The 23,041-nt window shown below is 69.6% G+C and carries 23 protein-coding genes and 1 pseudogene; 7 read left to right on the forward strand and 17 right to left on the reverse strand.

The genetic code is table 11. The features are described from left to right. Nucleotides 1–160: 160 nt before the first annotated feature. Nucleotides 161–1,951, forward strand: coding sequence for a serine/threonine-protein kinase (locus tag L0C25_RS01725; RefSeq protein ID WP_271634647.1), 1,791 nt, complete (start codon nucleotides 161–163; stop codon nucleotides 1,949–1,951). Nucleotides 1,952–2,030: 79 nt separating this feature from the next. Here L0C25_RS01725 and ilvC read toward each other — a convergent pair whose 3' ends face one another. The 6 genes from ilvC to L0C25_RS01755 form a co-directional block, all read right to left on the reverse strand. Further along, nucleotides 2,031–3,050, reverse strand: a complete 1,020-nt coding sequence (gene ilvC, locus L0C25_RS01730) for a ketol-acid reductoisomerase (RefSeq protein ID WP_408641685.1) — start codon at nucleotides 3,048–3,050, stop codon at nucleotides 2,031–2,033. Nucleotides 3,051–3,098: 48 nt separating this feature from the next. Continuing rightward, a complete protein-coding gene (ilvN, locus tag L0C25_RS01735; RefSeq protein ID WP_271634649.1) occupies nucleotides 3,099–3,641 on the reverse strand; it encodes an acetolactate synthase small subunit in 543 nt (180 codons plus the stop codon). A gap of 70 nt (nucleotides 3,642–3,711) precedes the next feature. After that, the gene (locus tag L0C25_RS01740) at nucleotides 3,712–5,469 is read right to left on the reverse strand and encodes an acetolactate synthase large subunit (RefSeq protein ID WP_271634650.1); all 1,758 of its coding nucleotides are present in this window, start codon (nucleotides 5,467–5,469) and stop codon (nucleotides 3,712–3,714) included. 273 nt (nucleotides 5,470–5,742) lie between these two features. After that, nucleotides 5,743–6,750, reverse strand: coding sequence for a PHP domain-containing protein (locus tag L0C25_RS01745; protein WP_271634651.1), 1,008 nt, complete (start codon nucleotides 6,748–6,750; stop codon nucleotides 5,743–5,745). Between the two features lie 173 nt (nucleotides 6,751–6,923). After that, the gene (gene ilvD, locus L0C25_RS01750) at nucleotides 6,924–8,600 is read right to left on the reverse strand and encodes a dihydroxy-acid dehydratase (protein WP_271634652.1); all 1,677 of its coding nucleotides are present in this window, start codon (nucleotides 8,598–8,600) and stop codon (nucleotides 6,924–6,926) included. Between the two features lie 70 nt (nucleotides 8,601–8,670). Next, complete coding sequence (locus tag L0C25_RS01755) at nucleotides 8,671–9,516, reverse strand: helix-turn-helix transcriptional regulator (protein WP_271634653.1); 846 nt, start codon at nucleotides 9,514–9,516, stop codon at nucleotides 8,671–8,673. A gap of 100 nt (nucleotides 9,517–9,616) precedes the next feature. Between L0C25_RS01755 and L0C25_RS01760 the strand changes: the two genes are divergently transcribed. Beyond that, nucleotides 9,617–10,315 (forward strand): SDR family NAD(P)-dependent oxidoreductase, encoded by a 699-nt coding sequence (locus tag L0C25_RS01760; protein WP_271634654.1) that lies wholly within the window; start codon nucleotides 9,617–9,619, stop codon nucleotides 10,313–10,315. Between the two features lie 76 nt (nucleotides 10,316–10,391). Here the strand turns inward: L0C25_RS01760 and L0C25_RS01765 are convergent, their stop codons facing one another. Together L0C25_RS01765 and L0C25_RS01770 are read right to left on the reverse strand one after the other, a co-directional pair. Then, nucleotides 10,392–11,489, reverse strand: a complete 1,098-nt coding sequence (locus L0C25_RS01765; protein WP_271634655.1) for a WD40/YVTN/BNR-like repeat-containing protein — start codon at nucleotides 11,487–11,489, stop codon at nucleotides 10,392–10,394. Continuing rightward, nucleotides 11,486–11,875: a VOC family protein gene (locus L0C25_RS01770; protein ID WP_271634656.1), complete on the reverse strand. Its 390-nt coding sequence runs from the start codon at nucleotides 11,873–11,875 to the stop codon at nucleotides 11,486–11,488. Before L0C25_RS01770 ends, L0C25_RS01765 begins: the two co-directional genes overlap by 4 nt. Nucleotides 11,876–12,020: 145 nt before the next feature. On the opposite strand from L0C25_RS01770, the pseudogene L0C25_RS24070 reads away from it, so the two are divergent. Next, nucleotides 12,021–12,494 (forward strand): annotated as a pseudogene (locus L0C25_RS24070) (hypothetical protein); the annotation flags it as partial. A gap of 4 nt (nucleotides 12,495–12,498) precedes the next feature. Here the strand turns inward: L0C25_RS24070 and L0C25_RS01785 are convergent. Continuing rightward, entirely contained in the window at nucleotides 12,499–13,044 is a 546-nt protein-coding gene (locus tag L0C25_RS01785) for a hypothetical protein (RefSeq protein ID WP_271634658.1), read from the reverse strand. Next, a complete protein-coding gene (locus L0C25_RS01790; protein ID WP_271634659.1) occupies nucleotides 13,041–13,634 on the reverse strand; it encodes a SatD family protein in 594 nt (197 codons plus the stop codon). Before L0C25_RS01790 ends, L0C25_RS01785 begins: the two co-directional genes overlap by 4 nt. A 126-nt stretch (nucleotides 13,635–13,760) precedes the next feature. Here L0C25_RS01790 and L0C25_RS01795 point away from each other — a divergent pair, with 126 nt between their 5' ends. Further along, entirely contained in the window at nucleotides 13,761–14,624 is an 864-nt protein-coding gene (locus L0C25_RS01795; protein ID WP_271634660.1) for an oxygenase MpaB family protein, read from the forward strand. On the opposite strand, the gene L0C25_RS01800 is transcribed toward L0C25_RS01795, so the two are convergent. Beyond that, the gene (locus tag L0C25_RS01800; RefSeq protein WP_271634661.1) at nucleotides 14,608–15,474 is read right to left on the reverse strand and encodes a 2-hydroxyacid dehydrogenase; all 867 of its coding nucleotides are present in this window, start codon (nucleotides 15,472–15,474) and stop codon (nucleotides 14,608–14,610) included. The genes L0C25_RS01795 and L0C25_RS01800 overlap by 17 nt on opposite strands. Before the next feature lie 111 nt (nucleotides 15,475–15,585). On the opposite strand from L0C25_RS01800, the gene L0C25_RS01805 reads away from it, so the two are divergent. After that, nucleotides 15,586–16,506, forward strand: coding sequence for an alpha/beta fold hydrolase (locus L0C25_RS01805; protein WP_271634662.1), 921 nt, complete (start codon nucleotides 15,586–15,588; stop codon nucleotides 16,504–16,506). On the opposite strand, the gene L0C25_RS01810 is transcribed toward L0C25_RS01805, so the two are convergent. The 5 genes from L0C25_RS01810 to gatC all read right to left on the reverse strand — a co-directional run bounded on the left by L0C25_RS01810 (nucleotide 16,488) and on the right by gatC (nucleotide 21,509). Then, a complete protein-coding gene (locus L0C25_RS01810; protein WP_271634663.1) occupies nucleotides 16,488–17,516 on the reverse strand; it encodes a GNAT family N-acetyltransferase in 1,029 nt (342 codons plus the stop codon). The genes L0C25_RS01805 and L0C25_RS01810 overlap by 19 nt on opposite strands. Before the next feature lie 53 nt (nucleotides 17,517–17,569). Further along, complete coding sequence (locus L0C25_RS01815; RefSeq protein WP_271634664.1) at nucleotides 17,570–17,989, reverse strand: YybH family protein; 420 nt, start codon at nucleotides 17,987–17,989, stop codon at nucleotides 17,570–17,572. 207 nt (nucleotides 17,990–18,196) lie between these two features. Continuing rightward, the gene (gene gatB, locus L0C25_RS01820) at nucleotides 18,197–19,693 is read right to left on the reverse strand and encodes an Asp-tRNA(Asn)/Glu-tRNA(Gln) amidotransferase subunit GatB (RefSeq protein ID WP_271634665.1); all 1,497 of its coding nucleotides are present in this window, start codon (nucleotides 19,691–19,693) and stop codon (nucleotides 18,197–18,199) included. Next, complete coding sequence (gene gatA / locus L0C25_RS01825) at nucleotides 19,690–21,198, reverse strand: Asp-tRNA(Asn)/Glu-tRNA(Gln) amidotransferase subunit GatA (RefSeq protein WP_271634666.1); 1,509 nt, start codon at nucleotides 21,196–21,198, stop codon at nucleotides 19,690–19,692. Before gatA ends, gatB begins: the two co-directional genes overlap by 4 nt. After that, a complete protein-coding gene (gatC, locus tag L0C25_RS01830) occupies nucleotides 21,195–21,509 on the reverse strand; it encodes an Asp-tRNA(Asn)/Glu-tRNA(Gln) amidotransferase subunit GatC (RefSeq protein WP_271634667.1) in 315 nt (104 codons plus the stop codon). The genes gatA and gatC overlap by 4 nt, the downstream gene beginning before the upstream one ends. A gap of 113 nt (nucleotides 21,510–21,622) precedes the next feature. Here gatC and L0C25_RS01835 point away from each other — a divergent pair, with 113 nt between their 5' ends. Both L0C25_RS01835 and L0C25_RS01840 read left to right on the forward strand, forming a co-directional pair. Further along, the gene (locus tag L0C25_RS01835) at nucleotides 21,623–21,964 is read left to right on the forward strand and encodes a DUF2200 domain-containing protein (RefSeq protein WP_271634668.1); all 342 of its coding nucleotides are present in this window, start codon (nucleotides 21,623–21,625) and stop codon (nucleotides 21,962–21,964) included. Nucleotides 21,965–21,999: 35 nt separating this feature from the next. Then, on the forward strand, nucleotides 22,000–22,377 hold the full coding sequence (locus tag L0C25_RS01840; RefSeq protein ID WP_271634669.1) for a nuclear transport factor 2 family protein: 378 nt from the start codon (nucleotides 22,000–22,002) through the stop codon (nucleotides 22,375–22,377). A gap of 49 nt (nucleotides 22,378–22,426) precedes the next feature. Here the strand turns inward: L0C25_RS01840 and L0C25_RS01845 are convergent, their stop codons facing one another. After that, nucleotides 22,427–23,011, reverse strand: coding sequence for a pyridoxamine 5'-phosphate oxidase family protein (locus tag L0C25_RS01845; protein WP_271634670.1), 585 nt, complete (start codon nucleotides 23,009–23,011; stop codon nucleotides 22,427–22,429). Nucleotides 23,012–23,041: the final 30 nt, after the last annotated feature.

Consider the following 23,041-nt stretch of genomic DNA (forward strand, 5'->3'; position numbering starts at 1 on the left):
CACCCGCGCGCCACCCTGAGATCTCGGCACGCCGATCGGGGTGACGGAACCCCGGAGACGGACACCCCGTCAACTACTCTGGATAGGTTGCCCGACCGATACGGGCAGTCCGCGGCGCCGTGGACCTGGCGACGAAAGCGACCGAAGAGGGGGTAGTGCTTTGCGAACGTTCGTGTTCTGGATCTGGTCGGCCCTGAGTTCGCTCTGCGAGGCACTCGGCGCTCCCCCGCGCGTCGCGGTCGGCGTCGGCTTGTTCCTGCTCGCCGCGGTAGTCGCGGGAATCACGGCGCCGGCGACGGCGACCGTCATGACCCAGACGCGTGACCGGATCATGGTTCGCCAGCAGGCACGCCGCTGGACCGGACGCAAGCCACACCGCGCCGAGTGGTCCCTGATCAACCGCACCCACGCGATCCACGGGATCAGCCCCGTGATGCGCGCCATCGCGTACGTCGTGCCGGCCGTCGTGGCGTTCGCGTTCGCATCCGGCTCGACCTCCGCGTACGTCGACGCCTGGGCCGACGCCGGCACCGAGACGGCGTTCGAGGATCTCGTCCTCTTCGCCGACAGATCACGAACCGACACCGGCTTCATCCTCGTCTTCGGCGGCCTCGGGCTGGCCAGTGTGCTACTCGCCTACCTCGCGACCCGGATCACCACGTCGTGGCGGCTCGCCCGGCCGACACTCTCGTACGCGCCATCGCTGTACGCGATCGGTTGCGGTCTGGTGCTCCTCGCCACCCTGACCGCCGCAAGTCCGCTGGTGCTCGCGTACGCCGCCGCGTACCTCGTCTGGGTCGTCGTGATCGCCATGGTCGTCGCCATCGGCAAGGCACCGAAGGTGTTCGTCGCCGGGCTGCTCGACACCTCCGAGCGCCCTGTTCCCGCTCCCGCCCAGCAGACCGGCGAGTACGCGCCGTCCGCGCAGCCGACCCCCACCCGCCACCAACCCAGCGTTCAGCCCGAGCCGCCGACGCGCCTCGCCGCATCGGCGCAACCGCCCGCGCCGGAACCGGTGGCCGCCGAGCACGCCGGCGGCACCCGCGCGATCCCGGTGCCCGCCGAGCACGCGATCGATGCGTCGAGCCAGACGATGGTCACCGCGGCAACACCGATGCTGCGATGCGAGGCGCCCCGCCGGGGTGACCCGACCGTGATCGGCGCGTACCAGGTCCACGGGCGCCTCGGCTCCGGCGCGATGGGCACCGTGTTCCTGGCGACGTCGCCACAAGGCGGCCAGGTCGCGCTCAAGGTCCTCTCCCCCGCGCTGGCCGGCGACGCCGACAGCCGCCGACGGTTCTTCAGGGAGATGCAGGCGCTGCGCCACATCGACAGCCCACGGGTCGTCGGCGTCGTCGACAGTGGAGTCGCGGGCGACACCCCGTACATCGCGATGACCGCCATCGAAGGGCCCGATCTCGCGTCGCACGTACGCGGCACGAAGCCGCTCGAGGCCGACGGCCTCGAGGCCCTCGCCCACGGCCTCGCCCAGGGACTCGCCGCCGTGCACCAGCACGGCCTCGTCCATCGCGACGTGAAGCCGTCGAACATCATCTGGTCGCGGAGCGGACCCTGCCTGGTCGACTTCGGGCTCGCGCATCTGGGCGACCAGACGCGAGTCACCAGCACCGGCCTGGTGATCGGCAGCCCGAGCTACGTCTCACCGGAACGGCTCCGCGGTACGACCGCGACGGCGGCATCCGATGTGTGGAACTGGGCCGCCTCCCTCGCGTTCGCTGCGTCCGGCGACAACCTCTACCGAAGCGACGACCCGATCGCGCTCTGGCACCGGATCCTGAACCACGACTACGACGCCGGGGCCCTCGACCGCCTGCATGTACTGGGTCCTGGCGTCTTCGCACTGGCCGAACAATGCCTCGCCACCGAGCCGACGGATCGCCCGCGCGACGGTGCCGACCTGCTGAAACGGTACGAGGCCGCCGCGGCCTGAGCCGCCCCGTGGGCATGACGTACGAGTGGCGACGCGCCGGCGTGTCGCGCGCAAACGTCATGCCCACGGGGCGGTTGGGTCAGCGGGCGGCGCTGCCCTCGGTGTAGTCGTCGTCACCGGTCTTGACCCATGCCATCAGGGCCCGCAGGTCCTTGCCGACGGCCTCGATCGGGTGTTTCGCGGCCTCCTCGCGGAACTTCTTGAACTCCGGGGCACCGGCGTCCTGGTCATCGATGAAGCGCTGCGCGAACGCACCGTTCTGTACGTCGGTCAGCACCTCCTTCATCCGGGCCTTCACGTCGTCGCCCAGGATCCGCTTGCCCGACACATAGTCGCCGTACTCGGCGGTGTCCGAGACCGACCAACGCTGCTTGGCGATGCCGCCCTCATAGATGAGGTCGACGATCAGCTTCAGCTCGTGCAGGCACTCGAAGTAGGCGACCTCGGGCTGGTAGCCCGCCTCGGTCAGCGTTTCGAAACCGCTCTGGATGAGCTGCGAGACGCCGCCGCACAGCACCGCCTGCTCACCGAACAGGTCGGTCTCGGTCTCCTCGGTGAACGTCGTCCTGATCGCTCCCGCACGGGTCCCGCCGATCGCCTTCGCGTACGCCATCGTCAGCGGCCACGCGTTGCCCGACGGGTCCTGCTCGACGGCGACGAGCACAGGTACGCCGCGCCCCTCGACGTACTCGCGGCGCACCAGATGGCCGGGCCCCTTCGGCGCGACCATGCACACGTCGACGCCCGCCGGCGGCTTGATGTAGTCGTAGCGAATGTTGAAGCCGTGGCCGAAGAACAGCGCGTCTCCATCGACCAGGTTCGGCTCGATCGCCTCGGCGTACAACGACCGCTGCACCGGATCCGGAGCGAGTACGACGATCAGGTCGGCCTCTTCGCAGGCCTCGTACGGCGTCACGACGCGCAGGCCCTCCGCCTCGGCCTTCGCGCGGCTCTTCGATCCTTCGGGGAGGCCGACGCGGACGTCGACACCGGAGTCGCGCAGCGACAAGGCATGCGCGTGACCCTGGCTCCCGTATCCGAGGACAGCGACGTTGCGCTGCTGGATCACCGTGAGGTCGGCGTCGTCGTCATAGAACATCTCGGGCACGTGTGTCTCCTTCGGTTGTGCTGTTTACGGTTGCGTACGTCAGCCGACCTGGCCGCTCGGCGGCGGACCGGGTACGGGGCGCAGGGCGCGGTCGCTGATCGAACGGCCGCCCCGGCCGATGCCGACCAGTCCCGACTGGACGAGCTCACGGATGCCGAACGGCTCGAGTACGCGCATCATCGCGTCCAGCTTGCCGCGATCGCCGGTCGCCTCGATCGTCACGCTGTCGGGGGCGACGTCGACGACCTTGGCCCGGAACAGCTGCACCGTCTCGAGCACCTGGCTACGCGTCGAGGTGTCGGCCTTGACCTTCACCAGCACCAGTTCGCGCTCGACCGACGAGTCGGTGTCGAGCTCGACGATCTTGAGCACGTTGACCAGCTTGTTCAGCTGCTTGGTGACCTGCTCGAGCGGGAGCTGCTCGACGTTGACCACGATCGTCATCCGGGAGACGCCCTTGATCTCGGTCGGACCGACCGCGAGCGAGTCGATGTTGAACCCGCGGCGCATGAACAGGCTCGACACCCGCGCCAGCGCACCCGGCGTGTCCTCCACGAGTACGGAAAGCGTATGCCTGCTCACAGCTCATCCTCCTCGCAGCGTTGGATGGTTCGAGTCGTCCTCGCAGGAACACATTCAAAGTCCCGCACGCTCACAGCTCGTCCTCCTCGAACGTCGGCGCCATGTCGCGCGCGATCTGGATGTCGTCGTTGCTGGTGCCGGCGGCGACCATCGGCCACACCATCGCGTCGCGATGCACGACGAAGTCGATCACGACCGGCACGTCCTGGATGGCCATCGCCTTCTCGATCGTCGAGTCGAGGTCCTCGGGTCGCTCGCAGCGCAGTCCGATACAGCCGTACGCCTCCGCGAGCGTCACGAAGTCGGGGATGCGCCGGGCACCGGCCGAGGTGTGCAGGTCGGTGTTGGAGTACCGCTCGTCGTAGAACAGCGTCTGCCACTGCCGGACCATGCCGAGCGAGGAGTTGTTGATCACCGCGACCTTGATCGGGATGCCCTCGATCGCGCAGGTCGCGAGCTCCTGGTTCGTCATCTGGAAGCAGCCGTCGCCGTCGATCGCCCACACGACCTCATCGGGCCGGGCGACCTGGGCGCCCATCGCGGCCGGCACGCAGAAGCCCATCGTGCCGAGGCCACCGGAGTTGATCCACGACGTCGGCCGCTCGTACGAGACGAACTGCGCGGCCCACATCTGGTGCTGTCCGACACCCGCGACGTACGTCGCTCCCGGCCCGGCGATCTCGCCGATGCGCTGGATCACCTGCTGCGGCGCGAGCGTGTCGCCCTCCGGCTTGTCGTACCCGAGCGGATAGCGCTCGGACAGCCCCCGCATCATCGTCATCCAGGCGCCGAAGTCGCCGCGGTTGCCGCTGTCGTGCTCGACCTGCAACGCGACGACGAGGTCGGCGATCGCCTCCCGGCAGTCACCGACGATCGGTACGTCGGCGACGCGGTTCTTCGAGATCTCCGCCGGGTCGATATCGGCGTGGATGACCTTCGCGTCGGGTGCGAACGAGTCCAGCTTGCCGGTCACCCGGTCGTCGAACCGGGCGCCGAGCGAGACGATCAGGTCGCTGCGCTGCAGTGCCGCGACGGCCGCCACCGATCCGTGCATACCCGGCATGCCGAGGTGCTGCTCGTGGGAGTCCGGGAAAGCGCCCCGGGCCATCAGCGTCGTGATGACGGGGATGCCGGTCATCTCCGCGAGTACGCGCAGCTCCTGGCTCGCCCGTGCCCTGATGACGCCGCCGCCGACGTACAGTACGGGCCGGCGCGACGCGTTGATCAGCCGCGCCGCCTCGCGGATCTGCTTGCCGTGGGGGCGCGGGTTCGGCCGATAGCCGGGCATCGAGATCTCGCCGGGCCACTCGAACGTCGTCTGCTTCTGCATCGCGTCCTTGGCGATGTCGACCAACACGGGTCCGGGACGGCCGGTCGACGCGATGTGGAACGCCTCGGCGATCACCCGCGGAATGTCCGCCGGGTCGGTGACGAGGAAGCTGTGCTTGGTGATCGGCATCGAGATGCCGCGGATGTCGGCCTCCTGGAACGCGTCCGTGCCGATCGCACCGCTCGCGACCTGGCCGGTGACCGCGACCAGGGGCACGGAGTCCATGTTCGCGTCGGCGAGTGGCGTCACCAGGTTGGTGGCGCCGGGACCGGACGTCGCCATGCAGACGCCGACCTTGCCCGTCGCGACCGCGTACCCCTGCGCGGCATGCCCCGCGCCCTGCTCGTGGCGTACGAGGATGTGCCGGATCTGCTGCGAGTCGAGCATCGGGTCGTACGCGGGGAGGATGGCACCGCCGGGGATGCCGAATACCGTGTCGACGCCCGCATGCTCGAGTGCACGAATGAGGCTCTGCGCCCCTGTCATCTGCTCGCCCATGGCGTCCTTCCTTATTTGCGGACCATGCTCGTCTCACCGTCTCGGCGACCCGTCCGACTGCCCTTGATGAGATACCGCCCGCATAAGGCAGTTCTCATTAAAAAAGCCCCTCGGCCGGGAGGCATTCGAGGGGGACGCGGGACCTGCTGTCAGGTCATCGCGTCAATCGCGTACGAGAAGAATGAAACGCACGAGACCACGTTCCACCCGCCGCACATCATCGGTCAAGCCGCGAGACCGTCTGTCTCGCATGGCGAGATCGGCGTCTCAGCGCTACGACTCGGTCCACGCGAGCAGGTCGTCCGCGGGCAGCGTGTTGATGATCCGGTCGGCGGTGACGCCCGCCCGCTCGGCGCGCTCGCAGCCGTACCCCTGCCAGTCGAGCTGGCCGGGCGCATGCGAGTCGGTGTCGATCGAGAACTCACAACCCAGCTCGACCGCGAGCCGCAGCAGCCGCATCGGCGGATCGCGACGCTCCGGGCGGCTGTTGATCTCGACGGCCGTGCCGTGCGTACGACAGGCATCGAAGACCGCCTCGGCGTCGAAGCTGGACTCCGGTCGCGTGCCGCGCGCACCCTCGACCAGGCGGCCCGTGCAGTGGCCCAGCACGTCGACGTTGGGATCGGCGACGGCGGTGGCCATCCGCCGCGTCATCGTGGCGGAGTCGGCCCGCAGCTTCGAGTGCACGCTCGCGACCACGATGTCGAGACGCGCGAGGATGTCCTCGCGCTGGTCGAGGGAGCCGTCGTCGAGGATGTCGACCTCGATGCCGGTGAGAATCCGAAACGGCGCGAGCTCGTCGTTGAGCCCCTCGATCACCTCGAGCTGCTTCTCGAGGCGCTCCGCGGTCAGTCCGTTGGCAACGGTGAGCCGCGGCGAGTGGTCGGTGAGCGCGACGTACTCGTGCCCGAGCGCGGCCGCGCGCCGCATCATCTCCTCGATCGGACTGCCGCCGTCGGACCAGTCCGAGTGCAGGTGCAGGTCGCCGCGCAGCGCGCGGCGGAGCTCCGAACCACCGCCGATCGGCTCGGCGGCGGCTTTGAGGTCGACCAGCTTGGTCGGCTCCTGCCCGGCGACGGCCTGGGTGATCGCCTTCGCCGTCGACGGTCCGATGCCGGTGAGACTCGACCAGGACCGGGCTTTCGCGTGCCGCTCGCGTTCGTCGTCGCCCAGGTCCTCGACGATGTCCGCCGCCTTGCGGTACGCCTGCACGCGACGCGTCTCAGCGCGCGAGCGCTCCATCCAGAAGGCGATCTCGCGCAGTGCCTCGACGGGGTCCATGCGGGCTAGCGTACGTGTGCTCGCGGTTTGCGATCGGTTACGCCCCGGTCGCTTCCTAGTGGACCTGGGCGTAACCGATCGCAACCATTGGAGACCGGTTACGCCCCGATCGCTTCCTAGTGGACCTGGGCGTAACCGATCGCAACCATTGGAGACCGGTTACGCCCCGATCGCTACCCGCAGACGGCGCCGTGCGCGGCCGACTTGACGAGGGCCGCGTACTTCGCGAGGACGCCCCGCTCGTACACCGCCGGCAGCGGTTGCCAACCCTGCTTGCGCGACTCCAGCTCGTCGGCGGAGACGTCGACGATGTCGAGGGTGCGCCTGGCCATGTCGAGCCGGATCCGGTCACCGTCGCGTACGAAGGCGATCGGGCCTCCGTCGACGGCCTCGGGCGCGACGTGACCGACGCACAGCCCGGTCGTGCCGCCGGAGAACCGCCCGTCGGTGAGCAGCAGGACGTCCTTGCCGAGTGCGGCGCCCTTGATGGCGCCGGTGATCGCGAGCATCTCGCGCATGCCCGGGCCACCCTTCGGGCCTTCGTACCGGATCACCACGACGTCGCCGGCCTGGATCGTGCCGTCGGCGAGCGCGTCCATCGCATGCTGCTCGCGCTCGAAGACGCGCGCCGTGCCCTCGAAGACGTCGCTGTCGAAACCCGCGCTCTTGACGACGGCACCCTCGGGTGCGAGCGAGCCGTGCAGGATGGTCAGCCCACCGGTCTTGTGGATCGGGTTCGCCATCGACCGGATGATCTCGCCGTCGACGTTCGGGTCGACGTCGGCGAGGTTCTCCGCCATGGTCTTCCCGGTGACGGTGAGGCAGTCGCCGTGCATCAGGCCGGCCTCGAGCAGCGCCTTCATCACGACGGGGATGCCGCCGACCTTGTCGACGTCGTTCATGACGAACTTGCCGAACGGTTTGAGGTCGCCGAGATGCGGTACGGAGTCGCCGATGCGGTTGAAGTCGTCGAGCGTCAGGTCGACCTCGGCCTCGCGAGCGATCGCCAGCAGGTGGAGGACGGCGTTGGTGGAGCCGCCGAGCGCCATCACGACGGCGATCGCGTTCTCGAACGCATCCTTGGTCATGATCTGGCGCGCGGTGATGCCCTTCTCGAGCATCCCGACCACGGCCCGGCCGGACTTGTGCGCGAAGCCGTCGCGGCGGCGGTCCACCGCGGGCGGCGCGGCCGAACCCGGCAGCGACATGCCGAGAGCCTCGGCAACGGACGCCATCGTGTTGGCGGTGTACATCCCGCCGCAGGCACCCTCCCCCGGGCAAATCGCCCGCTCGATGCGGTCGACCTCGTCACGGGAGATCAGCCCGCGCAGGCAGGCCCCGACGGCCTCGAACGCGTCGATGATCGTCACGTCCTTGCCGTCGACCTGGCCGGGCATGATCGAGCCGGCGTACAGGAAGACGCTGGCGAGGTCGAGGCGGGCCGCCGCCATCAGCATGCCGGGCAGGCTCTTGTCGCAGCCCGCAAGCAACACCGAGCCGTCGAGCCGCTCGGCCATCATCACGGTCTCGACCGAGTCGGCGATGACCTCGCGGGACACGAGCGAGAAGTGCATGCCCTCGTGTCCCATGGCGATACCGTCGGACACCGAGATCGTCCCGAACTCGAGCGGATACCCGCCGCCCTCGTGTACGCCGGACTTCACCGCGTCGGCGAGCCGGTCGAGGGAGAGGTTGCAGGGCGTGATCTCGTTCCAGCTCGACGCGACGCCGATCTGGGGTTTCGTGAAGTCCTCGTCGTCCATTCCGACGGCGCGCAGCATGCCGCGCGCGGCGGTCTTCTCGAGTCCATCCGTGACGTCACGGCTACGGGGCTTGATGTCGGGGGCCATGCGTCAGAGCGTACGACCGCCACGTACGCGCCGTGCAGGGGCGGTCGCACGATCCGAGACGCGCCGGCCCTCAGCCACTGAGCCGCTGGGTACCCACAACCCTGAGCAGGTCGAGCTTCTGGGCGTCCGCGCTGCCCGGCTCGGCGGTGTACGCGACGATCCGCAGGTCGCTGTCATGCACAGTCAGCACGTCACAGTCGAGGGTGATCCGGCCGACGGACGGATGGTCGAAGCTCTTACGCGCCGCGACGTGGGTCGAGACCTCGTTGCTCTGCCACAGCTCGTCGAACCGCGCGCTGACCGATCGAAGGTCCGCGATCAGGGTCGCGAGGCCGTCGTCGTTCGGATACTGCGCCCGCGAGGCGCGCAGGTCCGCGACGATGGTTCCCTCCATCGCGATCCAGGCGTCGGCGTCGACGACGACCCGACCGGCGGCACCGGTGAAGTGCCGCCACGCGATGTTGCGGTCGCGCACGGTGGCGCCGGCGGCCTCGCCGACCAAGGCCTCCCACAGGGGGTTCCACGCGACGATGTTCCAGGCCGGGTCGTGTACGCCGACGGGGAACTCCTCCAGCCGGGCGAGCAGGCGTTGGACGCCGGGTGTCAGGTGCGCATCGATGACCCCGCTACGCGGCGGCGCCTGCCCGGCGAGCACGTACAGGTGGTCGCGTTCGTCTCGGCTCAGCTGCAGCGAACGCGCGAGCGCGGTGAGCACCTGCGCCGACGGGTTCGACGAGCGGCCCTGTTCGAGCCGGGTCACGTAGTCGACCGACAGGCCCGACAGCGATGCCAGCTCCTCACGCCGCAGGCCGGTCGCACGCCGCTGTCCGTACGTCGACACACCGACGGCCTCCGGCGACAGCCGGTCGCGCCAGTTGCGTAGTGCGTCTCCGAGTTCGGATCGTCGCGGGCTCACCCGGTCAGTATCGCCCGTCGCCGGGTGCCCTGCGTAGGACCGGTAGTCCTAGGAAAGGCGGTCGCTGGCCGGCGCCGTCGATCCGCCACACGCTGAACCCATGACGATCACCTTCATCACCGGGGCGAACAAGGGCCTCGGACACGAATCAGCACGGCGGCTCATCGCCGCCGGACATCAGGTCTACGTGGGCGCCCGCGACCGCGACCGCGGAAAGCGCGCGGCCGACGAGCTCGGCGCGACGTACGTGCCGATCGACGTCACCGACCAGCCGTCGGTGGACGCCGCCGCCGAGTACGTCCGCGAGCAGCACGGCCACCTCGACGTTCTCGTCAACAACGCGGGCATCGGCGGATCCTGGGTGTCTGTCGCCGAGACCCGGCCCGAGCACCTGCACGAGGTGTACGAGACCAACGTGTACGGCGTCGTGCGCGTGACGCGGGCGTTCGTCCCGCTGCTCGAGCAGTCGGAGCACCCGATGATCGTCAACGTCAGCAGCGGCATGGGGTCTATCGCCGTGACCAGCGACCCCGAGCGTCTCGAGTCGACGCTGAACGCCCTGACGTACACGTCGTCGAAGACCGCACTGAACATGGTCACCACGCAATACGCGAAGGCGTACCCGCGGATGCGGATCAATGCCGTTGACCCGGGCTACACCGGGACGGACTTCAACAACCACCAGGGACCCCAGTCGGTCGAGGAAGGCACCGACGCCATCGTCGCCATGGCGACGATGGCGCCCGACGATGCGCGGACCGGCACGTTCACCGACCGCGATGGCCTGGTGCCCTGGTGAGCGTCCGCGTCTCGGCGACCTGTGGTGGGTTTTCCCCCACCGAAACCCACCCGAGGTCGCCGGAACGCGGACGCGCTCAGTAGACGGCCGCGCGTACCGACAGCACGTCGGGCAGATGCTCGGCGGCGGCGAACCAGGTGTCGCCGTCGTCGTTGCTCGCGTACACCGAGCCGTCGCGACCCCCGAAGTACACCCCCGCGGGACTTCCGGAGTCGACGCACATCGCATCGCGCATCACCGCCGAGTAGAAGGTGTCCGGCAAGCCCTCGCCGAGCGCCTCCCACGTGTCGCCCGCGTCGCGCGAGCGCCACACCCGAGCACGGCCGTCGGGCGGGAAGCGCTCCTCGGGACTCACGACCGGGAACACGTAGATCGTGTCGGGGTCGCTCGGATGCACGACCACCGGGAAGCCGAAGTCGCTCGAGAGTCCCTCGGCGATCGACGTCCACTGCTCACCGCCATCGTCGGAGCGATAGACGCCGCCGTGGTTCTGTGCGAACAGTCGGTCGGGTGCCGTGGCATGCCGCGTCACCTTGTGTACACACTGGCCGTACTCGGGCGTCTGGTCGTCGGGGAAGAAGTCCGCCACGATGCCTTTGTTCGCCGGGTTCCAGGACGTACCGCCGTCGCTCGTACGATAGACGCCGCCGGTCGACATGGCGACGGTCACCTGTGCCGGGTCGGTGGGATGCGGCAGCACGGTGTGGATCGCCTGGCCGCCTCCGCCCGGATGCCAGTTCGGTCGGTGTGGGTGGTCCCACAACCCGCGCACCATGTCGAAGCTCCGGCCGCCGTCGGTGGAGCGGAACAACGCCGACGGCTCGGTGCCGGCGTACACCGTTCCCGGCTGGTCGGCAGGACCCGGCGCCAGCTGCCAGACGCGTGCCAGGGACGACCCGGTGTCCTCGGGGAAGGCGACCGCACTGGACTCGTGGCCCTGCCAGGTCGTACCGAGGTCGTCGGAGTACAGCACCTGCGGGCCCCAGTGCCAGCTCATCGACCCGACGAGCAGCCGCGGCGGGTCGGTGCGGCTGTCGATCGCGCACGACGCGACCTCGGACATCAAGAAGTTGGGCGCGTCCCACTCCCACTTCGTACGCGACGCGTCTGACCGGCCGACCCACAGTCCCTTGCGGGTGCCGACCAGCATGATCGCGCCGCCGCTCGTACTCATGACGACGCCAATGATCGCTGGTTCATACCGAACTCATTTCCCTCGGAATCCTCGAATCGTCCCCACCAGCCGCCCCAGGGCGCCTCGGTGGGTTGCTCGACGACCGTGCCGCCGGCCGCCTCGATGTCACGCGCGGTCGCGAGGATGTCGTCGGTGTTGAACACACACGGCCCGAACGCGCCGGCGGCGTCGGCGTCGGCGAACAGCACGACGCGCGTGAACGCACCCGGCGGGCAGACCTCGATCCAGCGTGGGCCGTCCGCGTCGTCCGGTCCGCCCATCGGCTGGTCACTGAGCAGCTCGAAGCCGAGCACCTCGGTGTAGAAGCGCTTCGCGCGCTCCTGGTCGGCAACATTGATCGACACGAAGTCGACTTGGGTGATCACCTGTGCACTCCTCGGGTGTCTCTCGCCGCGCATGTTCCTAATAGGAATAGTACGATGCGGCGGATGAGTCAAGACCTGTCGACGACCTCGTACGCGCTGCTCGGGCTGCTCGCGTTCGACAGCGCAGACGTCGGAGCACGGGCTCACGGGCTACGAGCTCAAGCAGCGCGCCGACGTCACGCTGCGCTTCTACTGGACCTCGCCGGCGATGAGCCAGATCTACTCCGAGCTGTCCCGGCTCGCCCGAGGCGGTCTGGTCGAGGCCGTCTCGGCCCGGCAGGGCAGGCGTACGACGAGACGCTTCCGGATCACCGCCAGGGGAACGGACCGACTGTCGGACTGGCTCTCCGAGAGTGCGCCGGACTTCCCGGTGCTGAAGCATCCGGTCGCGCTCCGCCTGCTCATGGGCCACCTGATGCGCCCGACCGACGTCATCCGGATTCTCGAGTCGTACGCGGCCGCACTCGCCGACCGCCGGGCGGAGCTCGAGGCCGTACGAAAGTCGCTGGGCGACGACGAGGCGATGCGATTCCCCGCCCTGGTCGCGGAGTGGGGCCTCGCGTACTACGACTCCGAGCGCGAGATCACCGACCGGACCCGAGCCCGTCTCGAGGAGTAGGTGCTCAGCGCGCAATCACGTACGGCTCGAACACGAGGTACGAGGCGAGCGCCGCCCAGGCGAGGCTGACCAGGCTGCCGATGATGAACCGCTCGGCCGCGCCCGTGCCGGCATGACTGCGCAGCTCGGCGTACCGGCCGAGGCCCTTGACGGCGAGGACGACGGCGATGCCTTCCGGCCAGCGAGCGGCGAGGGTGAGGAACACCGAGAAGCGTTCGAGTGCGCCGATCCAGGCCCCTCCGCGCAGCAGTTCGCCGGCGGCGTGCATCGACCCGGAGTCGTCCGCCTCTCCCGCCGCGCCGTCGATCTGGGCGAAGACGGCGGTCGTGACGACGGCGCCGCCCGCGATCGCCAGGATGGCGCCGAACAGGACGAACACCGGCCGCTGGTCGCCGGCGAGCGGATCCTCGAACAGCGTCGCGATCGCCGCGACACCCGCGAGGCCGGCAATGCCGAGTGCCGACACTGTGCGAACACCCGGCCCTCGCGCGAACGCCCACGCGACGACGGCAGCCACCGCGGCCACGACGACCAGCACGTAAGCGGTCATGCATCCTCCCCTTGCTCGAGCACCCACGCCGCGAGGTCGCGCGCCCGCGAGTCTTCGGCCCACCCTGCCACGCGCAACCGACGGCTCATCGCCTGCGGCGTGATGCCGAGCCGCGCCGCGGCGTCGATCTGCCGGCCGACGCCGGCCATCGCATCGACCGCCTCCCAGCCGGCATCGCTGCGTCGCATCAGCAGGCCGGCCAACAGCCACAGCGTGGTCTCCGACCGCGTGGCGGCAGGCTCGTCGTCGCCGACGACGGCGAGCCCGGTCGGCTGGGTCTTCGCCCGGTCGACGGCCGCCCGCGCGTGTACGAATGCGGTGCCGCGGCCGGCGCGTACGTTATCGGGAACCGGCGTCTCGACCGCGCCGACGCCGACGCCGATCCACCAGTCACCCCGGCGGACCAGATCGGCGACGGCGGAGACGACGACCGACGACTCGGCGACGAGTGCCTGGATCTCGTCGCCGGCCGTGCGATCGAACGCGAGAACGAGGTCGTCCGCGTACGCGGCGTTGAGCGCCTTCAGCGCGCCCGGGACGGCGTCGGGTCGCCGACGGCTGCCGCGCTGGTCGGCGGTCATCACGTACATCGCCGCCTCCCTTCATCGTCCGACTCGCTCAATCATCCTGCGTTGATCCTGCCTTGTCAATCTTCAGAGATTGATTGAACATAAACAACTCCAGGACATTGATCAACGGGATGGGATCATGGCACCATGGTGCTCACGCCCGGCGACGTACGCATGCGGCTCGGACTGTCCCTGCTGTCGCGGGTGGCGGGCCCCGATGCCCTCGAGCGACGCGAGCGGATCCACCACGCGACGAGCGAACGCTGGTTCGCACCGCGAAGCCCCGTCACGATCGTGCATGCCGACTCCTCGATGTTCGTCGGCGGACTCCGCGCCCTCCTGCTGCAGTCGCTGCATCCGCTCGCCATGGCAGGCGTCGCCGACCACTCCGGATTCCGCGGCGACCCGTGGGGCCGGCTGCAGCGTACGTCCGCCTTCCTCGGCACCACCACGTTCGGCAGCGCCACCGAGGCGCAACGCGCCGTCGATCGGGTACGCGGCGTCCATGGGCGGATCAGCGGCACGGCACCCGACGGTCGCGCGTACGCCGCCGACGATCCGCACCTCCTGCGGTGGGTGCACATCGCCGAGGTCGACAGCTTCCTGGCCGCGCACGACCGTTACGGCTCCCGCCGACTGACCGGTGCCGAGCGTGACGAGTACGTCGCGCAAACGGCCATGGTCGCCCGCGCGCTCGGGGCCGACGATCCGCCCGCCTCCGTCGCCGACCTCCACCGCGCGCTCGACGACTACCGCCCCGAGCTGGCGAGCACGCCCGCCGCACGGAGCACGGCGCGCTTCCTGCTGCTGCGTCCGCCCGTGCCGCTCGCCTTGCGCGGGCCGTACGCGATGCTCTCGGCCGCCGCCGTCGGGTTGCTGCCGAGGTGGGCCCGACTGCCGCTGCGCCTGCCGTACCTCCCGCTGGCAGAGGCCACGGTCGTACGCGCCGGCGGGGTCGCGGTCACGCACGGCGTGCGGTGGGTGATGGCACCCGTCAACGCACGACGTTGAGCAGGTCGTCGCCGGCCGCGAACCTCGCCAGCTGGGCACGGACGAGCGCGTGCATGCGGGGCACCATCGCCGTCGAGCCGCCCGCGACGTGCGGGCTGACCAGTACGCCGGGCGAGTCCCACAGACCATGGCCGGCCGGAAGCGGCTCGGGCTCGGTGACGTCCAGCGCCGCGAGCAGCCTGCCGCTCCGGGTCTCCGCCAGCAGCGCGTCGCTGTCGACGACGCCTCCGCGCGCGACGTTGACGAGCAGCGCACCGTCGCGCATCCGGGCCAGGAAGCCGGCATCGACCAGGTGCCGGGTCTCGGCCGTCAGCGGCACGAGCAGCACCACGACGTCCGCGGTGGGCAGCAACGCGGGCAGCTCGGACATCGGCCGCACGCCGTCGCGAGCCGTGCGGGCGACCTTGACGACGTCGCACTCGAACGGCTCCAGGCGACGAGCGAGCGCCTCGCCGATGCTGCCGTACCCGAGGATCAGCACCCGGCTGTCGGCGAGCGCCGGCCCGGAGGTGTCGTGTCGCCACTCGTGCGTCGGCTGTGCGCGTACGAACTCCGGGATCCGGCGGATCGACGCCAGCATCAGCGCCATCGCCATCTCCGACGTCGCCGCGTCGTGAACCCCGCGGGCATTGCACAGCGTCACGCCGTCCGGAACGTGCGGCGCGACGTGCTCGGTGCCCGCCGTCAGAGTCTGTACGGCGCGAAGGGAGCGCATCTGCGGCACGATCGCGCCAAGGTCGATCGGCGTCGAGAGCGTGTCGTACGCGGGGACGTACAGCTCGACGCGTTCGATGCCGGCGGGCGGCTCGCCGGAGACGTACGTGTCGTACTTCGAGCGACTCGGGCGCATCTCCGAGATCACCGTGCGGGAACGGCAGCCAGACCAGCGACATCGCACTCCTCACCACTGACACGGGGCCGAGTCGCAACTCTGACGCCTCGTACTGGGACAATTGACCACATGACCGCACAAACCGTAGCCGCTCCGACGGCAGTTCCGCGCGTGCGCTTCTACGACGTGTACAGCGCGGACGGCACCCGGCTGCGGGCATGGAGCAACGACGCCGAGGGGCCGACGGTGTTGCTGTGCAACGGCCTCGGCACCAATCCGTACGCGTGGCCCGCACTGCTGTCACCGGGGTGCGGCGTGCGGGTGATCTCCTGGAACCACCGCGGCGTCGGCGGGTCGGAGCGACCGGCCGACCGTGACCGGATCTCGATGGACGACTTCGTCGACGACGCGATCGCCGTGCTCGACGACGCCGGTGTCGACTCATGCGTGGTCATGGGCTGGTCGATGGGCGTCAACGTCTCGTTCGAGCTCGCCACACTCCATCCGGAGCGTGTGGAGGGGCTGCTCGCGGTCGCCGGCGTACCCGGCGACACGTTCAGCACCATGCTCGGCCCGTTCCACGTGCCCGCGCCGGTCGCGCGCACGCTCACGGTCGGCTCGGCGTGGGCGATGCTCGCGACGGGCAAGGCCTTGTCGGTCGTGACGAAGCGGCTGCCCTGGAACCCGGTCACCACGAGGCTGCTGCGGCACAGCGGGTTCATGCTCCCCGCGGCATCGGATGCGGTCGTACGCGAGGCGGTGCGCGAGTTCCTGACCACCGATATCGACTGGTACATGCGGCTCGCTGTGCATGCAGCTCGGCATCCGCGCGTGTCGCTGTCGCACATCGAGGTGCCCACCACGTTCGTCTCGGGTCATTGGGACGTACTCGCCGGTGCCCGGTCGATGGGCACCGCCGCCGAGCGGATGGCCGACGCGCGCGTCGTCGAGCTACGCGGGTCGCACTTCCTGCCGATGGAGTACCCCGACGAGATCCACGCCGAGCTGCTCGGCCTGCTGGCTCGTACGTCTCATACGTCGATCGAGTAGTACTTCGTGCGGTGGGTCGGCTCGTAGCCGACCGACTCGTACAGCGCCACCGCTCCACTCGGGTTCTCGGCGTCGGCGTCGAGCGTCGCGTACGGGTGGCCCGCGTCGGCGAAGGCGCATGCCGACAGGGCCAGGAGGTGCCGGGCAAGTCCGCAGCCGCGCCATGGCCTGCGTACGCCGATCACGTCGGTGTATCCGTCGGTGAAGCCCTGCGCCGCCCAGTCGTGCTCGTACTCGCAGTTGACGACGTACGCGACGACCGCCTCGTCGGGGTCGTTGGTGTCGATTACCACGAAGCTCTGCGCCGGGCGGAACGCCTCCTCCTCCAGCAGGCCGGAACGCCACGCCTCCTCGTCGTACGGGGTCGAGCCCCAGTGGTCGAGGAAGGCGTCGTTGTGCGCGAGACGTACGCGCTCGGCGAGGTGGTCGCCGAACTGCTCGACCCGAAGGCCGTCGACCGCGAGCGGCGGCACGTCGCGACCATGGTCGAGTGAGCGGCGCAGCTGGAGGAACCAGCGGGTGACCTCGAAACCCGCCGCCTCGTACAGCCGGGACCGCTCGATGACCTGCTCCTCGACGAAGCCGCCGATGCGACTCGGAAGCTCCGCTGCCACCGGATCGGCGGCGCGAAGGTCGGCGATGTTCTCAAGCGCACGCGTACGCTGCCACGCCAGCAGCTCACGCCCGATGCCTCGCCCGCGCCACTGCGGATCGACGCCTCCCTCGAGCCTGACCGCGACCGTTTCCGTCGCCCCCGGGCGGAACGCGTTGCGCCCGAACGCGCGAAACGTACCGCCGGCGTCGACCGCGACCCGGCTGTCGGCCGCGAGGTCCACCCACGACTGCCTGGTCATCGTCTCCAGGTCGGCCCGCCGGGTGCGCTCCTCTTCTCGGTCATGGGTCTGGATCTTCTCGATGAGCGCGAGCAACGGGTCGATGTCGCCCGCGGACAACTGCCGCCAGCTGAGGCCGTTTCGATCCGGGCGGGTCTCTGGGACCTGGGTCACCATGATCCGAATCTATGTCGCCCCGGATGCGCGGGCGACCGATTTTCCGAGCCGGCTCAACCGCCGGCGATCGGCGTCGTCTGCGCCAGAGCAATCCGCCAGTCCTCGCCGGTGCGTGTCACCACGTACGTGAACGCACCCCGCTCGGGGAGCTCGCCGGATTGCTCGGAGCGCGCGTCGTGCACGGACTTGATGCTGCTGACGATCGCGACATCGTCGGTGACGGGGCGTACGTCGACGACCTCGACGGTCGTGGTGACATCGCGTAGCGGCGACGCGACGGCCTTCGCCATAGCGGCCACGAACTCGTCGCGGCCGAACAGTCGGCGGCCGGCGATGTTGACGATGATCGCGTCGGCGCTGTGCAGCGCCGGAAGGGTCACGGTGTCGATCTGCGCCTCGTGGGCGGCTTGCACGAGCTCGCGGATCGCGCGCTCGTCGTTGTCGGTGAATCGGAGGTCCTGGGTGGCAGTCATGCGCCGAACCTAGAACCTCAACATACGTTGAGTTCAAGGGCGCACGGTGAGGAGAGGGTTCTGGCCCGGTGAGGAGAGAGTTCTGGCCCGGTGAGGAGAGAGTTCTGGCCAGGTGAGGAGAGAGTTCTGGCCCGGTGAGGAGAGAGTTCTGGCCATGCCGCCGGCCAGGATCCTCTCGTCACACGGCCAGGATCCTCTCCTCAGCGTTCAGGTGAGCTTCTCCAGGATCAGCTCGCGTACGCGGCCGGCGTCGGCCTGACCGCGCATCTCCTTCATCACCGCACCGATGAGCGCACCGGCCGCCGCATGCTTGCCGCCGCGGATCTTGTCGGCGACATCGGGGTTCGCCTCGATCGCGCGGTCGACCGCCTCGCCGAGCGCACCCTCGTCGGAGACGACCTCGAGCCCGCGCGCGGAGACGACCTCCTCGGGCGAGCCCTCCCCCGCCAGCACGCCGTCGAACACCTGTCGGGCCAGCTTGTCGTTGACCCGCCCGGCGTCGACGAGCGCTTGGATCTCCGCGACCTGCGCGGGGGTGATCGCCAGCTCGGCGAGGTCGACGTCCTGCTCGTTGGCCCGCCGGGCGAGCTCGGAGAGCCACCACTTTCGGGCGGCCTGCGGCGCCGCGCCCGCGGCGATCGTCTCGGCGACCAGGTCGAGCGCGCCCGCTCCCACCACGTCGCGCATGTCGAGGTCGGAGTATCCCCACTCCTGCTGGAGGCGCGCGCGCCGCTCGGCGGGTGGCTCGGGCAGCTCGGCGCGGAGCTCCTCGACCCACTCGCGCGACGGCGCGATCGGCACGAGGTCGGGCTCCGGGAAGTACCGGTAGTCGTCGGCGTCGGACTTCTCGCGGCCCGAGGTCGTCACGCCGGTGTCCTCGTGCCAGTGCCGCGTCTCCTGTACGACCCGCTCGCCGGCGTCGAGTACGCCGGCCTGCCGGCCGACCTCGAAGCGGACTGCCCGCTCGACCGAGCGCAGCGAGTTGACGTTCTTCGTCTCCGTACGCGTGCCGAGCGCCGCTTCGGCGTCCGGGCGCAGCGACAGGTTCACGTCGCAGCGCAGCGATCCCTGCTCCATGCGTACGTCGGAGACGCCGAGGCCGAGCACCAGCTCACGCAGGTGGGCGACGTACGCGCGCGCGACCTCCGGCGCCTTGTCGCCGGCGCCCTCGATCGGCTTCGTGACGATCTCGATCAGCGGGATGCCGGCCCGGTTGTAGTCGACCAGCGAGTGGTCCGCGCCGTGGATGCGCCCGGTCGCGCCCCCCACATGCAGGGTCTTGCCGGTGTCCTCCTCCATGTGCGCGCGCTCGATGTCGATGCGGTACGTCTCGCCGTCGACGGCGACCTCAGTCCAGCCCTCGAAGCAGATCGGCTCGTCGTACTGCGAGGTCTGGAAGTTCTTCGGCATATCGGGGTAGAAGTAGTTCTTGCGCGCGAAGCGGCACCACTCGGCGATCTCGCAGTTGAGCGCGAGCCCGATGCGCATCGCCGACTCGACGGCCGTGCGGTTGACCACCGGCAGCGCACCGGGGAGGCCGAGACACACGGGGCACACCTGCGTGTTGGGTTCCGCGCCGAACGTCGTGGAGCAACCGCAGAACATCTTCGAGACGGTGTTCAACTCGACGTGCACCTCGAGCCCGAGCACCGGATCGAACCGGGTCAAGGCCTCCTCGAAGGACACCATCGTCGCCGCGGTCATGCGCGTACCTCCCGCTCCGGGTCGCCGGCGAGCAGCGGCCCGCCCCATTTCTCCTGCAGCATTCGCTCGATCGCGACGCCGACGTTGTACAGCCGGTCGTCGGCGGTCGCCGGAGCCAGCACCTGTACGGCGGCCGGGAGGCCGTCCTCGTCGGCTAGGCCGCTCGGCACCGAGAGACCCGGGAGGCCAGCGAGGTTCGCCGGCAGCGTCGCGACGTCGTTCAGGTACATCGCCAGCGGGTCGCCCATCATGTCGCCGAACTTGAACGCCGTCGTCGGCGCCGTCGGCGAGATCAGCACGTCCGCCTGCTCGAACGCCGCCGCGAAGTCGCGGCTGATCAACGTACGTACCTTCTGCGCCGAGCCGTAGTAGGCGTCGTAGTAGCCGCTGGACAGCGCGTACGTGCCGAGGATGATGCGGCGCTTGACCTCGTCGCCGAAACCGGCGTCACGGGTCGCGGCCATCACCTGCTCGGCGCTGGGTGCGTCGACACCGTCGGGGGCGACGCGCAGGCCGTAGCGCATCGCGTCGAACTTGGCGAGGTTGCTGCTGACCTCGCTCGGCATGATCAGGTAGTACGCCGCGAGCGCGTGCTCGACGTGCGGACACGACACCTCGACGACATCGGCGCCGGCCTTCGTGAGCAGCTCGACGACATCGCCGAAGCGCGCCTCGACACCGGGCTGGAAGCCCTCGCCGCCGAGCTCCTTGACGATGCCGATCCGCATCCCGGAGACGTCACCGCGCCGGGCCGCCGCGACGACGTCGGGAACGCGCCGGTCGATGCTGGTCGAGTCCATCGGGTCGTGACCGGCGATCACCTCGTGGAGCAGGGCGGCATCGAGTACGGAGCGACTCACCGGCCCCGCCTGGTCGAGGCTGCTGGCCATCGCGACCAGGCCGTACCGCGAGACGCCACCGTAGGTCGGCTTGACGCCGACGGTGCCGGTGAGGGCACTCGGCTGGCGGATCGAGCCACCGGTGTCGGTGCCGATCGCGATCGGGACCTGTCGCGCGGCGACCGCCGCCGCAGACCCGCCACCCGAGCCACCGGGCACCCGGTCGGTGTCCCAGGGGTTGCGGGTCGGTCCGTACGCGGAGTGCTCGGTCGACGAGCCCATCGCGAACTCGTCCATATTGGTCTTGCCGACGATCGGCATGCCGGCGGCGCGGATGCGTGCGACCACCGTCGCGTCGTACGGCGGCACCCAGCCCTCGAGGATCTTGGAACCGCAGGTGGTCGGCAGACCCTTGGTCGCGATGATGTCCTTCACGGCGATCGGTACGCCCGCGAGCGGGCCGAGCTCCTCGCCTGCGGCGCGTCGCTCGTCGACGTCACGGGCGGTGGCGAGCGCCCCGTCGGGATCGACGTGCAGGAACGCGTTGATCGAGTCGTCGACGGCGGAGATGCGCTCGAGGCTCGCCCGGGTCGCGTCGACCGACGAGACCTCGCCCTCGGCAAGGCGCGCGGCGAGCTCGGCCGCGCTGAGGTCGGTGAGGTTCACTGCTCCTCCCCCAGGATCCGTGGGACGGAGAATCGCTGCTGCTCGACCGCCGGCGCCATCGCCAACGCCTCCTCGGGTGTCAGCCCGGGGCGTACCTCGTCGGCGCGGAACACGTTGCTCAGCGGCACCGCATGCGACGTCGGCGGAATGTCAGCGTCGGCGACCTCGGACACGACCGCGACCGAGTCGAGGATGACCGACAGCTCGGGCGCGAGCCGGTCGAGCTCGCCGTCGGACAGGCTGATGCGTGCGAGGCTCGCCAGGTGGGCGACGTCGGCGCGGGTGATTCCCGCGGCGTCTTGCTCGCTCATGAGGGCAGGGATTCCCTTCGTGGATTGCTGGGATTACCGGGCCATCCTAGTGCTCCGGTCGGCCTGGGCCTGCGGGCATGTCCGGACCCACCGTGGGCGCTACGCTGGCGAGCATGAGCCGCATCTTCACCACCAGCTTCGCGTCCGTGTACCCGCACTACGTAACCAAGGTGGAGAAGAAGGGGCGTACGAAGGCCGAGCTCGGCGAGGTCATCGAGTGGCTGACCGGGTTTGACGAGTCGGCGTTGGGCCGCCACCTCGAAGCGGGTACGACCTTCGAGGCCTTCTTCGCCGACGCGCGCCTGAACCCCAACGCATCGCTGATCAAGGGTGTGGTGTGCGGCGTGCGGGTCGAGGATCTCGAAGACCCGTTGATGCAGAAGATCCGCTACCTGGACAAGCTGGTCGACGAGCTGGCCAAGGGCAAGGCCATGGACAAGGTCCTGCGTTCGTGACGGTCAGGACACCCGACTGAGGAGGATGGAGACTCATGGATCGCACCTCCGTGCAGCGTTGGGTCGAGCAGTACGAGCGGCTCTGGCGTACGCCCGGCACCGACCGCTTGGCGGAGCTCTTCGTACCCGACGCGCGCTACCGTCCGTCGCCCTGGGCGCGATCGGTCGACGGGTTGGATGAGATCGCACCGTTCTGGGAGTCCGAACGCCGCGGCGCCGACGAGGAGTTCAGTCTGTCCAGCTACGTACTTGCCGTCGATGGCGATACCGCAGTCGTGCGCGTCACCGTCGAGTACGAAGCCTCGGCGGCCGGGGCGTGGCGCGATCTGTGGATCCTCACCTTCGCCGCGGACGGCCGGTGCGCATCGTTCGAGGAATGGCCGTTCGCGCCGGACCAACCCGACGGACACTAGCGAGTCCGCTCGGACGGGACGGCGCTCTTGCGCACCGCTGCACCCACGGTCAGGCCGGTTGGCCGGGCTCGGCATGGCGGGTCATCGCGGGGAGTCCGTCGATCGACCTGGCGTTCTTGGTCTCGTCGTAGTCGACGTACGCCGCAGCACCCTTCTTCTCCTGGTGCAGGTCGAGGATCGTCCGGTCGGCGACGAAGTCCATCTCCGGCACTGCCCAACCGCATGCATCGCTGAGTCGGTCGGCGTCGATCACGATGATCGCCCGCTGGCCGACGACGCGGTCCTTGCCGAAGGCCCGGCGAAGCTCTGCGAACTCGGGGTCGTCCTTGCGCACGACGGTGCCTCGTCCGTGGATGCGGACGACCTGCGGCCGACCGTCGAACGCGCAGAACATCACACAGATGCGCCCGTTGCCCGGCTCGCGCAGGTGAGCCACGGTCTCGACACCCGAGGCGTGGAAGTCGAGGTACGCGACCCGGTGTGGCCCCAGAACCCGGAACGTACCGGCCATGCCCTTGGGCGAGACGTTCACGTGACCCGAACCGGACAGCGGGGCCGTCGCCACGAAGAAGACGGGCTGCGCCTCCATCCAGGCGGCCAGCTTGTCGTCGATCGCCGACAGAACACTGCTCACCGGGCGCTCCTTTCACGGAGTTCTGCTCCT

The sequence above is a fragment of the Solicola gregarius genome (assembly GCF_025790165.1).
Classification (GTDB): domain Bacteria; phylum Actinomycetota; class Actinomycetes; order Propionibacteriales; family Nocardioidaceae; genus Solicola; species Solicola gregarius.

What these genes read in the sequence shown, in the direction of transcription:
- ilvC (WP_408641685.1), bottom strand. Translation starts at nt 3,050, where the DNA reads ATGTTCTATGACGACGACGCCGACCTCACGGTGATCCAGCAGCGCAAC.
- L0C25_RS01740 (WP_271634650.1), bottom strand. Translation starts at nt 5,469, where the DNA reads ATGGGCGAGCAGATGACAGGGGCGCAGAGCCTCATTCGTGCACTCGAG.
- L0C25_RS01745 (WP_271634651.1), bottom strand. Translation starts at nt 6,750, where the DNA reads ATGGACCCCGTCGAGGCACTGCGCGAGATCGCCTTCTGGATGGAGCGC.
- ilvD (WP_271634652.1), bottom strand. Translation starts at nt 8,600, where the DNA reads ATGGCCCCCGACATCAAGCCCCGTAGCCGTGACGTCACGGATGGACTC.
- L0C25_RS01760 (WP_271634654.1), top strand. Translation starts at nt 9,617, where the DNA reads ATGACGATCACCTTCATCACCGGGGCGAACAAGGGCCTCGGACACGAA.
- L0C25_RS01765 (WP_271634655.1), bottom strand. Translation starts at nt 11,489, where the DNA reads ATGAGTACGAGCGGCGGCGCGATCATGCTGGTCGGCACCCGCAAGGGA.
- L0C25_RS01785 (WP_271634658.1), bottom strand. Translation starts at nt 13,044, where the DNA reads ATGACCGCTTACGTGCTGGTCGTCGTGGCCGCGGTGGCTGCCGTCGTC.
- L0C25_RS01790 (WP_271634659.1), bottom strand. Translation starts at nt 13,634, where the DNA reads ATGTACGTGATGACCGCCGACCAGCGCGGCAGCCGTCGGCGACCCGAC.
- L0C25_RS01795 (WP_271634660.1), top strand. Translation starts at nt 13,761, where the DNA reads ATGGTGCTCACGCCCGGCGACGTACGCATGCGGCTCGGACTGTCCCTG.
- L0C25_RS01800 (WP_271634661.1), bottom strand. Translation starts at nt 15,474, where the DNA reads ATGCGCCCGAGTCGCTCGAAGTACGACACGTACGTCTCCGGCGAGCCG.
- L0C25_RS01805 (WP_271634662.1), top strand. Translation starts at nt 15,586, where the DNA reads ATGACCGCACAAACCGTAGCCGCTCCGACGGCAGTTCCGCGCGTGCGC.
- L0C25_RS01810 (WP_271634663.1), bottom strand. Translation starts at nt 17,516, where the DNA reads ATGGTGACCCAGGTCCCAGAGACCCGCCCGGATCGAAACGGCCTCAGC.
- L0C25_RS01815 (WP_271634664.1), bottom strand. Translation starts at nt 17,989, where the DNA reads ATGACTGCCACCCAGGACCTCCGATTCACCGACAACGACGAGCGCGCG.
- gatB (WP_271634665.1), bottom strand. Translation starts at nt 19,693, where the DNA reads ATGACCGCGGCGACGATGGTGTCCTTCGAGGAGGCCTTGACCCGGTTC.
- gatC (WP_271634667.1), bottom strand. Translation starts at nt 21,509, where the DNA reads ATGAGCGAGCAAGACGCCGCGGGAATCACCCGCGCCGACGTCGCCCAC.
- L0C25_RS01835 (WP_271634668.1), top strand. Translation starts at nt 21,623, where the DNA reads ATGAGCCGCATCTTCACCACCAGCTTCGCGTCCGTGTACCCGCACTAC.
- L0C25_RS01840 (WP_271634669.1), top strand. Translation starts at nt 22,000, where the DNA reads ATGGATCGCACCTCCGTGCAGCGTTGGGTCGAGCAGTACGAGCGGCTC.